Below are 17213 nucleotides of genomic sequence, written 5' to 3' on the forward strand. Positions count from 1 at the left end.
GGCGGAAACTGCCGGCGAATATATGCCGAGGCGGGATCGCTCAAAACCAGAAGTCTCCTAAATATAGAGGAAAGACTCTATTGCGCCGCGCTTTCACTGGCGCTTTTTGCCTAAGCGCACTTCGCTTTCGATGCAAACTTCGCGGGTCGCACCAAATGGGGTCGCGTATGATGAGCGCGCATTTCGCGCTGGACGGCGCGTACCTCATGCCTATCCTCACCCGCCGCGCATCCGTGCGCCGAATCGCGCACGTTTCAACGTAGGAGCAAGACCATGCAGATGACTCCTTTTACTCGCATCGCGGTGGCGCTGGCGGCGCTCGGCCTCCTCGCCGCTTGCGAAAAACACGACGCCACCGCCGGACAGGCCGCGAGCGCGCTCAACAACTTGGCGAGCCAGACGAACCAGAAGTTCGATCAGGCGGCGAGCTACGTCGGCCAGAAAGTGGATGCCGCGAAGCAGTCGGCACAGCAGAATCTCGACAAGACCGGTTCCATGCCGGATCTGTCCGCGAGCGACGTCGCGGCTTCCGCGCGGGCGAACCTGCAGGGCGCGGCGAGCGCGACGAACGCCGCCATCGCCGATGCCGCCAGCGCGACCGGCGCGGGCCTCCAGTCGGCGGGGCGCAAGCTGCAGCAGTGGTCGGCGAACGACGGCGCCGCGTCCAGCACCAGTCCCGCCGCCGATGCGTCCGGCGCGCGCACGGACATGGACAAGTAGCGCGTCTTCATCGACTTCGGGCGCCGCGCTTAACATTCGGTTACCTCACCGATGCGCGGCGCGTCGAAGTCAGCCGGTAAACTGGCGGGCTTTCGGATATCGAGACCGTTATGAAGCTACGCAAGCTCGCGCATCGCGTCGCGCTGGCGTTCGTCGCGAGATCCCGGATGCCGGTTTTCGCCGCCACGCGCGCGCGGCCGACGCTGACGCTCGCGACACTCCTCTTCGCCGCGCTTTCCTTCCTCGCGATCTCCGCCGCAGAAGCCGCTCCCGCGCTCGATCTGCCTTCGTTCCAGGAACTCATCGCGCCGCCCGCGCCGGCATCGTCGGCGGACGGGCAGGGCGCTGCGTCCGCGCCCACGGTGTCGGATGCCGACGTGTTGCGTTCGCTCGACACCGTCATCGCGACGCTCGACAACGATCGCCAGCGCACGGCGCTCGTCGCGCAACTCAAGCGTCTGCGCGAGGCGAAGCACGCGGCGGCGTCGGCCGCGAGCGCGTCGTCCGGTTCGTCGGGTTCGACCGCTCCATCCGCTTCTTCCGATAAAACGCCGCCCACCGCCGATGCCGCCGCCTCTGCCGCCAGCGCACCCGCGAGCGCGCCGGTGGTGCCGTCGGTGGTGGCGAGCATCGCGCAGAACGCGGGCTTGCTCGGCGCGATCGCCTCGGCGGTCACGAGCCTCGAAGCCGACGTGAAGCGCGGCAAGACGCCGCTCGCGTATTGGGGCGGGCGCTTCAACGCGGCGGGCAACGAGCTTTTCACCATCGTCACGAGCCAGAGCCGCGAGCCGTTCGGCCGCACGTTGCTCAACTATTTCGGGATGCTTGCCGGCTGGGGCGCGTGCGCGTTCGCGCTCGTGTATCTGCAACGGCGCGTGCTGAACCGCTATGGCATCGACAGGTCGCTGCATTCGAATCCGACGACGCGCGAACTGCTGCTTTTCGCGATGCGCCGCGTCGCGCCGTATCTCGTCGCGTTCCTCGCGGCGCTGACGTTCGCGCGCCTGATGCCGCAATCGCTCGGCCGCACGCTCGCGATGGTCACCGCGTACGCCATCGTCGCGGGCGCGGTGTTCTCGGCCATCTGCCTCATCATGTTCTCGCTGTTCGGCTCGGCGCACCGGCGCGTGGCGGTGAACGTGCTGATCATCCACGCGCGGCGTTTGCTGTTCCTGATCGGCACGCTCGGCGCGCTCGGCGATGCCGCCGCCAACTACGACGTCGCGCAGCAGCTCGGCACCAACCTGTCCGCGCTCATTTCGACCTTCGCGAACATGGCGGCCGCCGGGCTCACCGCCTATTTCGCGCTCGCGTTCCAGCGGCCGGTCGCGCATCTGATTCGCAGCCGCACATACGAGCAGCGCTTCACGCGCAAGGCCGCGACCGAAACGTTCGATGTCGTCGCGTCGCTCTGGCAATTGCCGTTGCTGCTGCTCGCGTCGGCGTCGGTGGTGGCGACGCTCGCGGGCATCGGCACATCGGAAAACGTGCTGCAAATGGCGATCGCGACGGCAGGCTTGCTCGTCGTCGCGTTCTTCCTGTCGGCCATCGTGATTCGCATCACGCGGCCCAAGTCGCGCCGGCCGCGCCGCCAATCGGCGTATGTGCGGCGGCTCGTGAAGTTCGTCGGCACGATGATCGTGGTCGGCGTGTGGCTCGCGTTTCTCGAAGTGTCGTCGCGCTTCTGGGGCTTCTCGCTCGCGGACATGGCCGAGCGCAGCGTCGCGGCGCGCGGCATCGCGCACGCGGTCAGCATGATCGTGCTGACGTTCTTCGTCGTATGGCTCGTGTGGATTCTGATCGACACGGGCATTCAGGAAACGCTCAAGCCCGACTCCGCGCGGCGCGGCGGGCGCGGCCCGAGCATGCGCGCGCGCACGATGCTGCCGCTTCTGCGCAACGTCGTGTTCGTCGTGCTGTTGCTGATCGCGGCGATCGTCACGGCGGCGAATCTCGGACTCAACGTGACGCCGCTGCTCGCGGGCGCGGGCGTGATCGGCCTCGCGGTCGGCTTCGGCGCGCAGTCGCTCGTGGCGGATCTGATCACGGGGCTTTTCATCATCATCGAGGACACGATTTCGGTCGGCGATTCGATCGAGGTCGAAGGCGGCCACGCGGGCATCGTCGAAAGCCTGACGATCCGCACCGTGCGCCTGCGCGACGGCCAGGGCGCCATTCACGCCATTCCGTTCTCGCAGATCAAGACGGTGAAGAACCTGTCGCGCGATTTCGCTTACGCGGTGTTCGAAGTGCGTCTGCCGTTTTCCGCCGATGTCGACCAGGCGACCGAAATGATCCGCGAAGTCGGCGCCGAACTGATGGACGATCTGCGCTACCGGCGCGAGATGCTGGGGCCGGTGGAAGTGTGGGGACTGGACCGCTTCGATCCGAACTGGATGGTCGTGAAAGGGCAGATCAAGACGCGGCCGCTACAGCAATGGAGCGTCGCGCGGGCGTTCAATCTGCGCATCAAGCGGAAGATGGACGAAGCCGGCATGGAGATTCCGGTGCCGCAAATGCAGGTGCAGATGTCGCGCGATGCGGGCCATCACGGCGATTCCGGCGATCGCGCGGCGAAGTCGAGGCGCATCTGGATCGACGAGGAAGACGCCGCCGATGCCGCCGAAGCGCCGCGCGCCGTCGCGGTCGATGTATCGCACGAACCGCGGCCCGCGCCGCCCCCGACGGATCATTCGGTGCAGATTCCGCCGCAGATTCCGACGGCGCCGGAGCCCGGCAAGGGCTGATCGTCACGCGTCAGGGCGTCAGCCCGCGAGCAGGTCGTTGACGTGCGTCGCGATGTGCTCGCCCGCGACGCCGTAAATGTGAATCGACACGGCGCGCGTGGCGGCGTCGGCGGGATTGCCGAGTTGATGGATCGCGCCGCGCCCGGCATCGACATACGACACGGCGCCCGCTTCGCGCGGATGACGCCGCGTTTCGACCGCGCGATGCGTGTCCGCGTCCCAGCGATAGAGCGTCTCCGCCAGCGCGCCCTCGATGACCGCGTACCCGCACCACGTCTGATGCGCATGCACGGGGCTCGCTTGCCCCGGCTCCCACACGAGCGCCGCGACGGCGTAACGGTCGAGCGGATCGGCGGCGAGCAGATGTCGGCGATAACCCAGCGGACTGCCGATGCGCTGATCGGGGCCGAGGAGCGCGGGATCGGCGATCGCACGCGTGAGCGCCGCGCGCACGCCCGGCCCGAACGACGCCGGCGGACCGTGCAGCGCTGCATCGATTTCGCTGCAGAGACGGCGCACGGCCGGATTCGCGTTCGCCAAGGCGTTGAAGGCGTCGGCGTGGTGCCGCACCGGGCGGACGATGGATTCGAGATTCATGATGACGTTGCGGTTCGAGTCGGAACGTCATTTATAGCCGCTTGCATCTGGAATTTGTTTTCATATAATTCCGCGGATACTTCGAAAAATAGAAAATTTTCCTATCGGGGATGCAGTATGGGAATGGACCTCATCGACCGCAAGCTGCTCGAACTGTTGCAAAGCGACTCGTCAATGCCTATCGCCGAGCTTGCGCAGCGCGTCAATCTTTCGCAGACGCCGTGCTGGAAGCGCGTGCAGCGGCTCAAGGAGACGGGCGTGATCCGCGCGCAGGTCGCGCTGTGCGATCCGAAGAAGCTCGGCGTCGGCACGACGGTGTTCGTCGCCGTGCGCACCAACCAGCACACGCAGAGCTGGGCCGACGAATTCACGCGCGCCGTGCGCGATATACCGGAAGTGGTCGAGGTGTACCGGATGAGCGGCGAGACGGACTATCTGCTGCGCGTGGTGGTATCGGACATCGACGATTACGACCGCGTCTACAAGCAGCTCATCCGAGCGGTGCCGCTTTACGACGTGAGTTCCAGCTTCGCGATGGAGCAGATCAAGTATTCGACGGCGCTGCCCGTGCGCCCCGCAGCCGACGCCTGACCGCACGGCGAAGGACGGCCGCGAAAAAGAAAGCCGCCCGGGGAGGGCGGCCGAACACGTCCGGTCACAAGGTATCCCGGCCAGCCCCTTTCAACCCTGGCCGGAATCGGACGCGCATGGAACCCGCTGGAGTATGGTCAACGGGGCGGGCATCGTTCAAGCGGCACGGTGCAGCAGAGAATTTCGGCGATGCCGTTCACTTGGCGAAACGCCGGGCGCAATCCAACTGAAAACGAAGCCGGGTACGATGTCGGCTTATCTCGAAAACTCCGACAAGCCGCCGCACCCCATGACCGACGATCCCCGCAACAACCGCCCTAACGACCGCCGCGACGCCCCGCAGAAAAAGAAGAATCCGACGCTCGGGATCAGCGTGTTCATTGTCGTCGTGGTGTTGCTCGTGATCTTCACGCTGCTTTTCAACGCGATTCGCGAGAAGCGCGATTTCGAGGAGCAGAACGCACCGCCCGCCGCCACGAGCGATGCGCGTCCCGCGTTGCCGGCGACGGGCGCATCGCAATAAAACGTTCTCACGACGGCAGATGAATCTGCGCGGCGTCCTTGCGTATCAGCGTGGACGCCGTGAGCATCTGCTTGCACTGATGCGCGAGCAGCTTGAGATCCTGGATCGCATCGGCGGGGAGCGTCTGCGCGCGCTCGGCGGTGGCGACCATCGTGTCGAGATCGCGGCGTAACTTCTTGATCGCATCGTCGCTGGAAACGAGGCTTCCCGCGTCGGAAAGATTGTCCCGGACGATGCCCAGCGTGCGCTGCAGCGGCTCGAACGGCTGCGCGTCGGCCTCGTTGATGGCTTGCAGAAGCGGCGCGGCCGCCGTGATCTGCGACGCGAGCACGTGACTCTGCACGAGCAGGTCGTTCAGTTCGGCGACGTACTTCTGCTGCGGCTTCGGCTCCAGCATCATGCGCTGGAACGCCTGCGCGAGATTCGCGAACGCGACGTGCACGTTCTTGCGCGCGAGCCGATAGCGGAAGTCGCGATCGAGCGCGGTGGCGGCGACCGTCGCGGCAGCGGATGCGCCCTTGCTCGTCGTCGCCGCCGTGCTCTCGCCGATATTCACTGCGGACAGCCGCTCCGCCGTCGCGCTCGCCGCCTTGATGACGGGCGCGTCCTCGGGCTTGATCGCGGCTTTGATTTCAGCGTCGGACTCGACCTCGGCATCCGCTGCCGACACGATTGCGGCACTTGCATTGGCATCGGCGAAAGCGGCGCTCGGCACCGACGCGGGCGCGGGCGCGCGCGAAGCCGCCGTTGCGGCCTTCGCCTTCCACGACCAGCTCGCTTCGAGATAACTTCGCGTCGCGCCGAGCAGATCCTTCACGAGCTTGCCCATCAGCCGGTATTCCCAGTACGGGAAGAGATGGCTCGCGGCGATGGCGATGGTGCAGCCGACGACCGTGTCGATGGCGCGCTCGCCGATCAGCCGCAAGCTGCCCGGCGCGAGCAGATGGAACATGAGCAGCACGTAAGACGACGTGAACACCACGCTGCCCGCGTAGTTGAAGAGCAGCAGGCTGTAGCTCATGACCATCGACGCGAACATCGCGACGAGCAGCACATGCGGGTCTTTCACCACGAGAATCAGCGCGATGGTCACCGCGCAGCCGATCGCCGTGCCGATGATCCGCTGCGTATTGCGCTGCTTGGTGAGCGAATAGCCCGGCTTCAGGATGATGACCGTGGTCATCACGATCCAGTACGCGTTGGTGAGCGGCAAGAGCCGTCCGAGCCAGAAGCCGACGCCGACCGCGATCGTCACGCGCAGCGCATGGCGGAAGCTCGGCGAGGACATCGTGAGATTCGAGAAAATCTGCCTGAACGGCACGCGCCGGCTCGATATGAAACGCGACAGCGCGTGGTCGATCTGCAACTCGGTTTCGTTCAGGCTCGCGTCGTCGTGCGTGCGGCGGCGCATCTTGTCGATGAGACGCGTCGCGCTCCAGAGTCGCCGGAACACGGCCGCCGCCGCCGCGTAGGCTTCGGGATTCTTCTCGGGCAGCGCCTGCTTGCGCATGAGTTCGAGTTCGTATTCGATCGCGCGCAACTCGGCCTTCATGCTGATCTGCTTCGGCGCGGGCCGGTTCTGCAGCACCGCGAGCCCGATTTCGTCGAGATCCTCGCTCGCCTTGCGCATCAGGTCGCGATAGAACACGAGCACGTCGGAGCCGGCGAACGTCTTGCGCACGAGCGGATAGTCCGTGTGCGCGCCGACGAAGAATTCGTGCAAATCCACGATGTTGATGAAGAGATTGAAGAGCCGCGCGCGCCGGGCGTCGAGCTTGCCGCTTTTCACTTTAGGCAGATTGCGCAACACGATTTCGCGCGCGCCTTCCTGCTGCTCGACCGCCGCGATCTGCTTTTCGATCAGCTTTCGATAACACTCGTCGAGGTCGGCGTCGTTGTCGTAGAAATCGGCGCGCGCCTGAAGATACTCCGCGCAACTGAAGATGCTCTGCGCCAGCGCCTGCCGCTCGATGCGGTACACGAGCAGATGCGAGACGAGCGTCGCCCAATACGTGTACCAGAGGCCGCCGAGCAGAATCCACGACGCGTTGATGAGCGCCTGCATCGGCGTGAAATGCTCTTCGAGCGTCACGATCATCATGAAGAGCGTGGCGAAGCTGATCTGCGGCCAGCGGTTGCCGTACACGACGATCAGCGAGAGCACGAACGTGAGCGGCACGACGGTGAGCCAGAGCGTCAGCGGGTTCGCCGTCGCGATGCCGGTGGCGAGCGCCGAGAAGAAGCCGATCACCGTGCACGCGAGCATCTCGTTGTGCTTGTGCTTGAGCGGACCGGGCATGTCGACGACGCATGCGCCGAGCGCGCCCGTGGCGATGGTGAAACCGAGCTCGCGATTGTGGAACACCGTGAGCATCAGCACGGCCGGAAGCGAGATGCCGAGCGCGCTGCGCAAGCCGCCGAAGAAGTACTGGCTGTAAATGAACTTTCTGATTTCGAACGAGTAACGCATCGACTTCCTGACTGGACGATCGAGGGGCGGGCCAAGGGCAAGAGCGAGGTCGAGTCTAACGCACTCGACCCGCCTTCGGACCTCGGCCGAACGGCCAGGTTCTCGCCGCCAGGCCCCTTTGTTATGCTGGCGCTTGATTTGACAAAGCTTTGCATCTGACGCCTTGCCAGGTCGTCCGGCAGCGCACCCAATCCCGCTCTTCATGCTCGAACTCTTTTATTCGAACCGCCACGAAACGCTTGCCGCCGCGCTTTTCGAGGACCTCGACGCATTCGCGATGCGCGAGGGCGATCCTTTCGCGAGCGAATCGGTCATCGTGCCGAGCGCAGCCGTGCGACGCCGGCTCGAACTCGACATGGCCGAGCGCTTCGGCATTTGCGCGAACGTCGAGTTCTGCTATCTCGCGCAGTGGCTGTGGGCGCAGATCGGCCGCGTGCTGCCGGTGCCCGCGCGGTCGCCGTTTTCGCCGGACCGGCTCGCGTGGCGTTGTTATCGCCTGTTCGACGAACCGTCGTTCAGGGAGGCGCCGCGCCTGTCGACTTATCTCGATGCCGCCGACGATTCCATGCGCTACGAACTCGCGCGCCGCATCGCGACGGTCTTCGATCACTACCTGACGTATCGCCCGGAATGGCTCACGCACTGGCAGGCGGGCGGCTCGATTCTCGCGGGCGGTGCGCAGACGGACGCAAGCAGCGACGCACGCGGGCCGCGTCTCGCGGGCGCGAGCGATATCCAGCGCCAGGACGAGCGCTGGCAGTCGGCGCTGTGGCGCGCGTTGCTCGACGATTTGAATATCGATCCCGAAGCCGATACCCGAGCGCCCGCCGCCGATCAGGATCCGACGCCGCCCGCGTATCGCTTTCTCGCCGAAGCGCCGCGTTTCGATCTCGATACCGCGATGCGCGCCGAATGGCCGAGCCGCATCAGCGTGTTCGCGCTGCCGACCATGCCGCCGCTGCATATCGCGTTGCTGCGCGAGCTGTCGCGCTGGATCGACGTGCGCATCTACGCGCTCAATCCGTGCCGCGAATTCTGGTTCGACATCGTGAGCGAGGCGCGCGTCGAACAATTGCAACTGAAGGGCGAGGCCGACTTTCAGGAAGTCGGTCATCCGCTGCTCGCGGAGTGGGGCCGGCAGACGCAGGCGCAGCTTCACATGCTGCACGAACTGACGGAAAGCGCGGCATCGAGCGAGCGCGAATTGTTCGAAGAGAACGCCGGGCCGACGTGGCTCGCGCGCGTGCAGAACGGCATCCTGACGCTCGACGAAGAGTACGCCGGGCCGCAGCCGGACGAGATCGTCGATGCCGGCGTGGAAGTGCATGTCTGCCATAGCCTGTCGCGCCAGCTCGAAGTGCTGCACGACCGCCTGCTCGACTGGTTCGACGAGATCGAAGGGCTGGAGCCGTCCGATGTGCTCGTCGCGTTTCCGGATCTCGCGGTGGCCGGGCCGCTCATCGACGGCATATTCGGCACGGCGCCGGCGGGCGCGAGCAACGAGCGTAGGCGCATTCCGTATCGCATCACCGGCTTGCCGCCGTCGCAGGCGAACCCCGTTGCGCGCGCGATGCTCGACTGGCTCGCGCTCGCCGAACGCGGCGTCGGCGCGCCGGAGCTGATCGAATGGCTGCGCGTCGATGCCATCGCGACGCGCTACGCGATCGATGCCGCATCGCTCGAAACGGCGCAGGAATGGCTCGCGGCGGCGGGAGCGCGTCGCGGATTGCGTCCGACCGAAGCCACCGGCGAGCACGTGCCCGCCGCGCGCCACACCTTCGCCGATGCGCTCACGCGCCTCTATCTCGGCTACGCGCTGCCGGGCGGCGGCGCGCCGGTCGCGGAATGGCTGCCGGTGGAAGGCGCGCAAGGCTCGGAGGCCGAGTTGCTCGGACGCCTGACGCGTTTCATCGACGATATCGACGCCTTCGCCGCGCAGATCGAAACGCCGCGCACGGCGCGCGCCTGGGGCGACTTGCTGCAGAGCACGCTCGCGCGTTTCTTCGATGCGGGCGTCGCGTTCAACGACACCATCGGCGACGTGCGTCACGCCATCGACGCGCTGATCGTCGCGATGGACGAGGGCGCGCGAGACACGGAAGTATCGGCCGCCGTCATCCGCACCGCGCTCACCGACACGCTCGACGATCCCGCGCGCGGCGGCGTGCCGTGGGGCGGCGTGACGTTCTCGTCACTGACGAGCTTGCGCGGGCTGCCGTATCGCGTGGTGTGTCTGCTCGGCATGGACGACGGCATGTTGCCGAGTCTCGCGCGCGCCGACGAATTCGACCTGATGGCGAGCTTCGGCAAACTGGGCGACCGCCAGCGCCGCGACGACGAGCGCAATCTCTTTCTCGACCTGATGCTCGCGGCGCGCGACCGGCTGATGATCGCGTACACCGGGCGCAGCATTCGCGACAACGCCGTGCTGCCGCCCGCCGCGCTCATCGACGAATTGCTCGATCATCTGGCCGAAGCCGTCGCGGGCAAGCACGCCGCGCCGGACGAACTGGCGAAGGCGCGGGCGTTGTTCGTCCACGAGCATCCGCTGCAGCCTTTCGCGCCCGAGTATTTCGCGCCGAACGGCCGGCTCTTCACTTACGAGCCGGAACGCGCGGAACTCGCGCGGGCGCTGGCGGCGGGCCGGGCGCAGCCGAGTGCGCCGTTCTTCGCGTCGCCGTTGCCGGCGGAAGAAGACGCGGGCATCGTCGCGTTCGACGATTTCGTGCGCTTCTGGCGGCATCCGGCGCGCGCGCTGCTGCGCGACAGGCTGGGCATTGCGCTGGTCGATGCCGAAGCCGAACTCGACATCACCGAGCCGTTCGAACTGGGCTTCGCGGGCCGCGATGCGCTCGCCGCGCGCGTGCTGCCGTCGCTGCTCGACGCGGAAGACGAAGCCACGCATCGCGCCCGCGAACGCGCTCGGCATGTGGCGCGCACGAGTCCCGAGATGCCGGGCGGCGCGACGGGCGCCGTGTGGCAGGCGCGCGAGATGCACGCGCTCGCGAATCTCGCGGATCGCATTCGCGTCTCGGTGGCCGAGGGCGCGACGCGCCTGCCGTTCTCGCTCGACATTACGCCGCGCTGGCCGGACACCGGCGGCGTCGCGCTTTTCGGCCCGCATGACGACGCGCTCATCGACGAGCGGCCGCTCACGCTGTCCGGCACGCTCAATCGCCTGACGCCGCAAGGCCAGGTGATTTATCGCTACGACCAGCCGCGCGCCCGCGATTATCTGTCCGCGTGGCTCGCGCATCTTGCCTATTGCGCGGCGCTGCCCGACGGCCCGCGCCGCACGGTCTGGCACGGACGCGGCGCGCAGTCGGCGGATTTCGAGCTGACGCCCGTCGCGAATCCGCACGCGCATCTCGCCGCGCTCGCGGCGTTGTATCGCGCGGGCCGCCGTATGCCGCTGCGTTTCTTTCCGAAGAGCGCGTGGCTCAAGATGACCGAAGGCGATTCGAAGGCGCATGCCGCGTGGGAATCCGACCGCACGCGCGCCGAATCGGACGATCCCGTTTATCGCATCGCGTTTCGCGGCGAATCGCTCGCGCTCGACGACCGCTTCGCCGCGCTCGCGCGCATCGTATTCGAGCCGCTTTCGCAACATCTGCAAAGCGACGCATGATGACGACCGCCATCCAAGCCATGAATCCCGACGCCGTGCAGGAACTCGACGTCTTTTCCTGTCCGCTCGACGGCGTCAACCAGATCGAAGCGTCCGCAGGCACCGGCAAGACCTGGAACATCTGCGCGCTCTACGTGCGGCTGCTGCTGGAAAAGCAGTTGAGCGTCGAACGCATTCTCGTCGTCACGTTCACGAAGGCCGCGACCGCCGAATTGCACGAGCGCATCCGCACGCGTCTCGCGGGCGTCGCGCATGCGATCGAAAACGGCGATCCAGCGGGCGATCCGTTCATCGAACGGCTCTTCGAAACGACGCTCGCGGACATCGATCCTGAAGCGGCGCTGCAACGCATCCGCATCGCGCTGCATACGTTCGATCAGGCCGCGATCCACACGATCCACGCGTTCTGCCAGCGCGCGCTGCAGGAAGCGCCGTTCGCCGCCGCGATGCCGTTCGCGTTCGACATGGAAGCCGACGACAGCGCGTTGCGCTTCGAACTCGCCGCCGATTTCTGGCGCGAGCGCGTGGAGCCGGCGGCGGCGCGCACGCCGTCGTTCGCGTCGTGGCTCGTCGCGAAGGGCGCGGGGCCGGCATCGCTCGATGCGCAACTGGCGCGCCGTCTCAAGAAGCCGCTTGCGACGCTGCGCTGGGGCAAGAGCGAAGCGGAACTCGCCGCCGAAGCTGTCGATGCGCAAGCCTTGTTCGACGAAGCGTGCGCGGTGTGGACCGCCGAGCGCGGCGCGATCGCGAAGCTGCTCTTCGACGCGGAAGCCATGCTGAAGCAGACCTCGCACAAGCGCTCGATGATCGAAGCGGCCCTCGACGCGTGGGCGCGCTATTTCGCCGACGCCGACTGCCACGCCGAACCGCCGAAGGAAGCGCTGAAGATCACGGCGTCCGCGCTCGCGAAGGGCACGAAGGTCAAGCACACGCCGCCCGCGCATGCGTTCTTCGAGCACGCCGAGGCGATCGCCGCGTCCGCCGCCGCAGCGGAGGCCGCGCAGCGCGCGATGTGGCTCGACATCGTGCGCGAATGGCTCGACTACGCGCCCGCGGAACTGTCGGCGAGAAAGCGCGCGCGGCGCGTCGTGTCGTTCGACGACTTGCTCTCGAACCTGCATCACGCGCTCGTCCAACACGCGTGGCTCGCACAGACGTTGCGCGAGCGTTATCCGGCCGCGCTCATCGACGAATTTCAGGACACGGATCCGCTGCAATACGCGATCTTCAACCGCGTGTTCGCGCCGCACGGTCCGCTCTTTCTCGTCGGCGATCCGAAGCAGGCCATCTACAGCTTCCGCGCCGCCGATTTGCACACGTATCTCGCCGCGCGCGAAGGTGCCAGCGCGCGCTACACGCTCGCGGTGAACCAGCGCTCGACGCCGCGCATCATCGAGGCGTGCAACCGCGTGTTCGGCGCGAATTCGTCGGCGTTCATTCTCGACGGGCTCGACTATCAGCCGGTGCGCGCGGGCACGCGTGCGCGCGGTCCGTTCGTCGATGCGACGCCCGCCGCCGCCTATTCCGATATCGCCGATTTCTGCGTCTGGATGCTGCCGCACGGCGACGCCGCGCTGTCCAAGGGCAACGCGCAGCGCGAGGCCGCGCAAGCGTGCGCCGCCGAGATCGCGCGCCTGTTGCGCGGTGCGCAGCGCGGCGAAGTGCGCATCGGCGACAAGGCGCTTTCCGCGGGCGATATCGCCGTGCTCGTGCAGACGCATCGGCAGGGCAGCCTCGTGAAGCGCGTGCTCGCGGCGTGGGGCATCGGCAGCGTGGAACTGGCGCAAGCGTCGGTGTTCGGCTCGCTCGACGCCGAGCAGATCGAGCGCGTGCTCGCCGCCATCGACACGCCCGGCGACCTGCGCCGACTGCGCGCCGCGCTCGCGACCGACTGGTTCGGGTTGGACGCCGCGGCGCTGTGGCGGCTGGAACACGCGGCATCGACGGATGAAAGCGGCGCGAACGACTCGACGAGCTGGGTCGAGCGCTTCTCGCGGTATCGCACGATCTGGCACGAGCGCGGCTTCGCGGTGATGTGGCGCACGCTCGCGCGGGAACTGTCGATTGCCGCGCGCCTCGTTTCGCGCGCCGACGGCGAACGCAGGCTCACCAACGTGAACCATCTGGCGGAATTGCTGCAGGCGCGCTCGGCGGAACAGCCGGGCATCGCGCCGACCTTGCGCTGGCTCGCCGCGCAGCGCGCGCAGCAGGGCGGCGGCGAAGACGCGCAACTGCGCCTGGAATCCGACCGCAATCTCGTGCAGATCGTGACCGTCCACAAGTCGAAGGGGCTGGAGTACGCGGTCGTGTTCTGCCCGTTCCTCAACGACGGCGCGGCGCGGGATGCATCGAAATCCGGCTTGCCCGACGCGAAGGAGTATCACGACGACGCGGGCGAGGCGGTGCTGCACTATGGAATCGACGACGAGGAATCGAAAGAGGTGAGCGCGGCCATCGCGCGCGAACAGGCGGCCGAGCGCGCGCGTCTCGTCTACGTGGCGCTGACGCGGGCGGTGTATCGCTGCTACGTGGTCGCGGGCGTCTACATCTCGAACATGTCGAACAAGTCGACGAAGGAATCGCGCAGAAGCGTGCTGAACTGGCTCGCCGCCGGAGCGGGACGGGACTTCGACGCGTTCTGCGACGAGCCGCCCGACGAAGCCGGCATCGTCGCGGCGTGGCGCGCGCTGGAGGCCGAGGCCGATGGCGCGATCGGCGTGACGCCGCTGCCGGTCATCGATGCGCGCGAGCCGCTTCCCGCCGAGACTTCCGGCACGCACGAGATCGCCGCGCGCACGAACCGGCGTCTGTTGCGCGACCGCTGGCGCATGGCGAGCTTCAGTTCGCTGGTGGCGGCGGGCGCGCGCGACGAGGCGAATCAGCCGCAGCCCGCCGAAGCGCGCCCCGATCACGACGAACTCGCCGATTCGACGCTGCCGCCCGAAGCGCCGTCGCGAGCGGAAACGGCGCTCGCCGACGACGACATTCTCGCGTTCCCGCGCGGCGCGGCGGCGGGCGAGTGCCTGCATCGCATGTACGAGCTGGCGGATTTCACGCAGCCGTCCACGTGGCCCGAGGCCGTCGAGCGCGCGTTGCGCGAGCATCCGATTCCCGCGCCGGAGCCGCTCGCGCAGCGTCTTCGCCCGATGATGCTGCGCCTGCTCGCCGATACGCTCGACAGCGAGATCGCGCCGGGCATGCGGCTGTCGGGCATCGCGATGAAGCGGCGCATGAACGAGCTGGAGTTTCTGTTCCCCGCGCCGTCGCTGGATTTCGCGGCGCTGCGCCGCATTCTGTCGATGCACGGCTATCCGGATGTCGCGCTCGAATCGGGCGCGTTGCGGGGCTTCGTCAAGGGATTCATCGACATGATCGTGCTGCACGGCGGGCGTTACTGGATCATCGACTGGAAATCGAATCATCTGGGCGATGCCGCCGCCGATTACAGCGCCGCGCCGGTCGCCGAAGCGATGGCGCATCACGCGTATCACCTGCAGGCGCTGGTTTATGTGGTGGCGTTGCATCGATACCTGCGCGCGCGGCTCGCCGGTTACGACTACGAAACGCATGTCGGCGGATATCTCTATCTCTTCGTGCGCGGCGTGCGTCCGGATTGGCGCGACGGGGAAAACGCGAGCGGCGTGCATCGCGGACGGCCTTCGCTGGAACTGGTGGAGGCGCTCGACCGGGTGATGGGCGGAGAAGCGGTATGAGCACAGTGGAGAACATCAACGCGGCGGATTCGGCCGCATCCGCCTTCGCCGATGAAAGCGCCGCGCTCGCCGAAGGGTTCGCGCGGCGCATCGGTGAGCTGTCGCGATGGTCGGGCGCGGACGCGCGCGCTATCGCGTGGGCGGAACGCGCGGCGCGCGCCATCAGCCGGGCGACGGCGCTCGGACACGTCTGCATGCCGCTCGCCGCGCTCGCGCGCCGTCACGGAGAAAGCGTGCGCGAAGCCCGCGATGCGCTGCTCGCAAGCGGCGTCGCGACGCTCGCCCGCACAGCGGCGCGCATCGACGCTGCCGATCTGCGGCCGCTCGTCATCGACGAGGACGGTCGGCTCTATCTCGCGCGCTATTTCGATTACGAACGGCGGCTCGCGGTCGCGCTGGTCGAACGGGCGCGGGGCGCGCGGATCGACGTTTCGCCGCGCGAACTCGCGCAAGAGGCGCAGCGTATCGCGCGCTATTTCGGGGAAGTCTCACGCGATGCCGACGACATCGACTGGCAGCGCGTCGCCGCACTGGTCGCGCTGGCGGGGAGGCTCACGATCGTGAGCGGCGGTCCGGGCACCGGCAAGACGACGACCGTCGTCGGCGTGCTCGCGTGCCTGCTCGACGCCGATCCGGGCTTGCGCATCGCGCTCGCCGCGCCGACCGGCAAGGCCGCGCAGCGCATGCAGGAGGCGTTGATCGAGCGCGCGGACAAGCTGCCGCCCGAGCTTGCCGGGCGTCTGCCGCGCACGTCGTTCACGCTGCAGCGGTTGCTGGGCGTGCTGCCGGACGGCGGCTTCCGGCATCATCGCGACAATCCGTTGCCTTACGACGTGATCGTCGTCGACGAGGCTTCCATGATCGACGTCGCGCTCGCGGCGCATTTGCTGGAAGCGGTCGCGCCGTCGAGCCGGCTCGTGATGCTCGGCGACAAGGATCAGTTGTCGGCGGTCGAGGCGGGCGCGGTGTTCGCGGAACTGAGCGCGCAGCCGGCGTTCAGCGAGGGCGGGGCGCGGCGCATCGCGGGGGCGTTGGGCGTGGACTTGGCGCGGTTGCGGGCGGCGTTGCCGTCGGTCAACGCGACGCACACGCGTGCCGGTGATGCACGCGAGCCGGCGCCCGACGCATTCGACGACCTGTTCGCAAGCGAAGACGATCCGGCCGGCCGAGCGGACCCTGCACATCGCCGTAGCGAAGCGCACGACGAAGGCTACGCCGATCTTTTCGCGGACCACGACGCTTACACGAGCGACGAGGCATCGAACGCGGACGACGAAGGCTACGCGGACCTTTTCGCGACCATCGGCGACACGTCGCGCGACGCAGACGACGAACCAAACGACAAGGCCCCGCTCACCGATTGCGTCGTCTGGCTCGCGCGCAACTATCGCTTCGGGCTGGATTCCGCGATCGGGCGCTTGTCGATCGCGATCCGCAACGGCGATGCGAAAGCCGCGCTCAATACGCTCGACGCAACGCCGTCCACGGCATCGGAAGCGCCCGGCGCCGTCCTCTTCGACGACGGCCACGCGACGCTCTCGGACCGCACGCTCGCGCACTTGGCGAAGGGATTCGCACCGTACGCCGACGCGCTCGCGTCGCTGCTGCGAAACGAGCGCGCGCCAGCCGACGAAGCCGCGCTCTTCGACGCGCTCAACCGCTTCCGTGTGCTGTGCGCGACCCGCAAAGGCCCGCGCGGCGTCGATGAAGTGAACGCGCGCATTGCGTCCAAGGTTCGTGAGCAGGCGGGCATTGCGCTTGCCCTCGGAGCACAATGGTTTGCCGGACGCCCAGTGATCGTCACGCGCAACGACTATGCGCTCGGACTTTTCAACGGCGACATCGGCATTGCGCTGCCGGGCGCGAACGGCGCGCTGCGCGTCGCGTTTCGAATGGCGGACGGCTCGCTTCGCTATGTGTCGCCCGCCGCGCTGCCGCCGCACGACACGGCGTTCGCGCTGACCGTCCACAAATCGCAGGGCTCGGAATTCGAACAGGCCGCGCTCGTGTTGCCGGGCAGCTTCGTGCGCGTGCTGTCGCGCGAGCTGGTCTATACGGCGATCACGCGGGCGAAGCGTCGCATCGAAGTCATCGGTTCTGCGGCGATTTTCGCGCAGGCCGTCGATACGCCGACGCGTCGCGATTCCGGTCTCGCCGCGCGAATGGCGCGCCTGGCGCGATTGACCCGCTCGCAGCGGCGGTCCTGAATGGAGGAGTCTGAACC

9 protein-coding genes are annotated in these 17213 nt (G+C 67.3%); 7 read left to right on the forward strand and 2 right to left on the reverse strand.

What is annotated here, in order from left to right; all coding sequences use genetic code 11:
* Window positions 1–273: 273 nt before the first annotated feature.
* Window positions 274–720 carry a BCAL1086 family glycoprotein gene (locus NCR39_RS04535; protein WP_250450960.1) on the forward strand — a complete coding sequence of 149 codons (447 nt, stop codon included), beginning with the start codon at window positions 274–276 and terminating at the stop codon, window positions 718–720.
* A 110-nt stretch (window positions 721–830) separates the two neighbouring features.
* The gene (locus NCR39_RS04540; RefSeq protein ID WP_250450961.1) at window positions 831–3467 is read left to right on the forward strand and encodes a mechanosensitive ion channel family protein; all 2637 of its coding nucleotides are present in this window, start codon (window positions 831–833) and stop codon (window positions 3465–3467) included.
* Window positions 3468–3485: 18 nt separating this feature from the next.
* On the opposite strand, the gene NCR39_RS04545 is transcribed toward NCR39_RS04540, so the two are convergent.
* Complete coding sequence (locus NCR39_RS04545) at window positions 3486–4064, reverse strand: cysteine dioxygenase family protein (protein ID WP_250450962.1); 579 nt, start codon at window positions 4062–4064, stop codon at window positions 3486–3488.
* Window positions 4065–4181: 117 nt separating this feature from the next.
* On the opposite strand from NCR39_RS04545, the gene NCR39_RS04550 reads away from it, so the two are divergent.
* Together NCR39_RS04550 and NCR39_RS04555 are read left to right on the forward strand one after the other, a co-directional pair.
* Window positions 4182–4655, forward strand: coding sequence for an Lrp/AsnC family transcriptional regulator (locus NCR39_RS04550; protein ID WP_040048825.1), 474 nt, complete (start codon window positions 4182–4184; stop codon window positions 4653–4655).
* Between the two features lie 289 nt (window positions 4656–4944).
* Complete coding sequence (locus NCR39_RS04555; RefSeq protein WP_250450963.1) at window positions 4945–5178, forward strand: hypothetical protein; 234 nt, start codon at window positions 4945–4947, stop codon at window positions 5176–5178.
* 7 nt (window positions 5179–5185) lie between these two features.
* On the opposite strand, the gene NCR39_RS04560 is transcribed toward NCR39_RS04555, so the two are convergent.
* The gene (locus NCR39_RS04560; RefSeq protein ID WP_250450965.1) at window positions 5186–7648 is read right to left on the reverse strand and encodes an FUSC family protein; all 2463 of its coding nucleotides are present in this window, start codon (window positions 7646–7648) and stop codon (window positions 5186–5188) included.
* Window positions 7649–7850: 202 nt separating this feature from the next.
* Between NCR39_RS04560 and recC the strand changes: the two genes are divergently transcribed.
* Genes recC through NCR39_RS04575 form a run of 3 tightly spaced genes read left to right on the forward strand, consistent with a single transcriptional unit; the run spans window position 7851 to window position 17196 of the window.
* A complete protein-coding gene (recC, locus tag NCR39_RS04565) occupies window positions 7851–11276 on the forward strand; it encodes an exodeoxyribonuclease V subunit gamma (RefSeq protein ID WP_250450967.1) in 3426 nt (1141 codons plus the stop codon).
* A complete protein-coding gene (gene recB, locus NCR39_RS04570) occupies window positions 11276–14989 on the forward strand; it encodes an exodeoxyribonuclease V subunit beta (protein WP_502800157.1) in 3714 nt (1237 codons plus the stop codon). The genes recC and recB overlap by 1 nt, the downstream gene beginning before the upstream one ends.
* The gene (locus NCR39_RS04575; RefSeq protein WP_250450969.1) at window positions 14986–17196 is read left to right on the forward strand and encodes an AAA family ATPase; all 2211 of its coding nucleotides are present in this window, start codon (window positions 14986–14988) and stop codon (window positions 17194–17196) included. Before recB ends, NCR39_RS04575 begins: the two co-directional genes overlap by 4 nt.
* Window positions 17197–17213 lie beyond the last annotated feature (17 nt).

The sequence above is a fragment of the Caballeronia sp. ATUFL_M2_KS44 genome (assembly GCF_023630965.1).
Classification (GTDB): domain Bacteria; phylum Pseudomonadota; class Gammaproteobacteria; order Burkholderiales; family Burkholderiaceae; genus Caballeronia; species Caballeronia concitans.

Coding starts and splice junctions, on each gene's coding strand:
- NCR39_RS04535 (WP_250450960.1), top strand. CDS start 274: ATGCAGATGACTCCTTTTACTCGCATCGCGGTGGCGCTGGCGGCGCTC.
- NCR39_RS04540 (WP_250450961.1), top strand. CDS start 831: ATGAAGCTACGCAAGCTCGCGCATCGCGTCGCGCTGGCGTTCGTCGCG.
- NCR39_RS04545 (WP_250450962.1), bottom strand. CDS start 4,064: ATGAATCTCGAATCCATCGTCCGCCCGGTGCGGCACCACGCCGACGCC.
- NCR39_RS04550 (WP_040048825.1), top strand. CDS start 4,182: ATGGGAATGGACCTCATCGACCGCAAGCTGCTCGAACTGTTGCAAAGC.
- NCR39_RS04555 (WP_250450963.1), top strand. CDS start 4,945: ATGACCGACGATCCCCGCAACAACCGCCCTAACGACCGCCGCGACGCC.
- NCR39_RS04560 (WP_250450965.1), bottom strand. CDS start 7,648: ATGCGTTACTCGTTCGAAATCAGAAAGTTCATTTACAGCCAGTACTTC.
- recC (WP_250450967.1), top strand. CDS start 7,851: ATGCTCGAACTCTTTTATTCGAACCGCCACGAAACGCTTGCCGCCGCG.
- recB (WP_502800157.1), top strand. CDS start 11,276: ATGACGACCGCCATCCAAGCCATGAATCCCGACGCCGTGCAGGAACTC.
- NCR39_RS04575 (WP_250450969.1), top strand. CDS start 14,986: ATGAGCACAGTGGAGAACATCAACGCGGCGGATTCGGCCGCATCCGCC.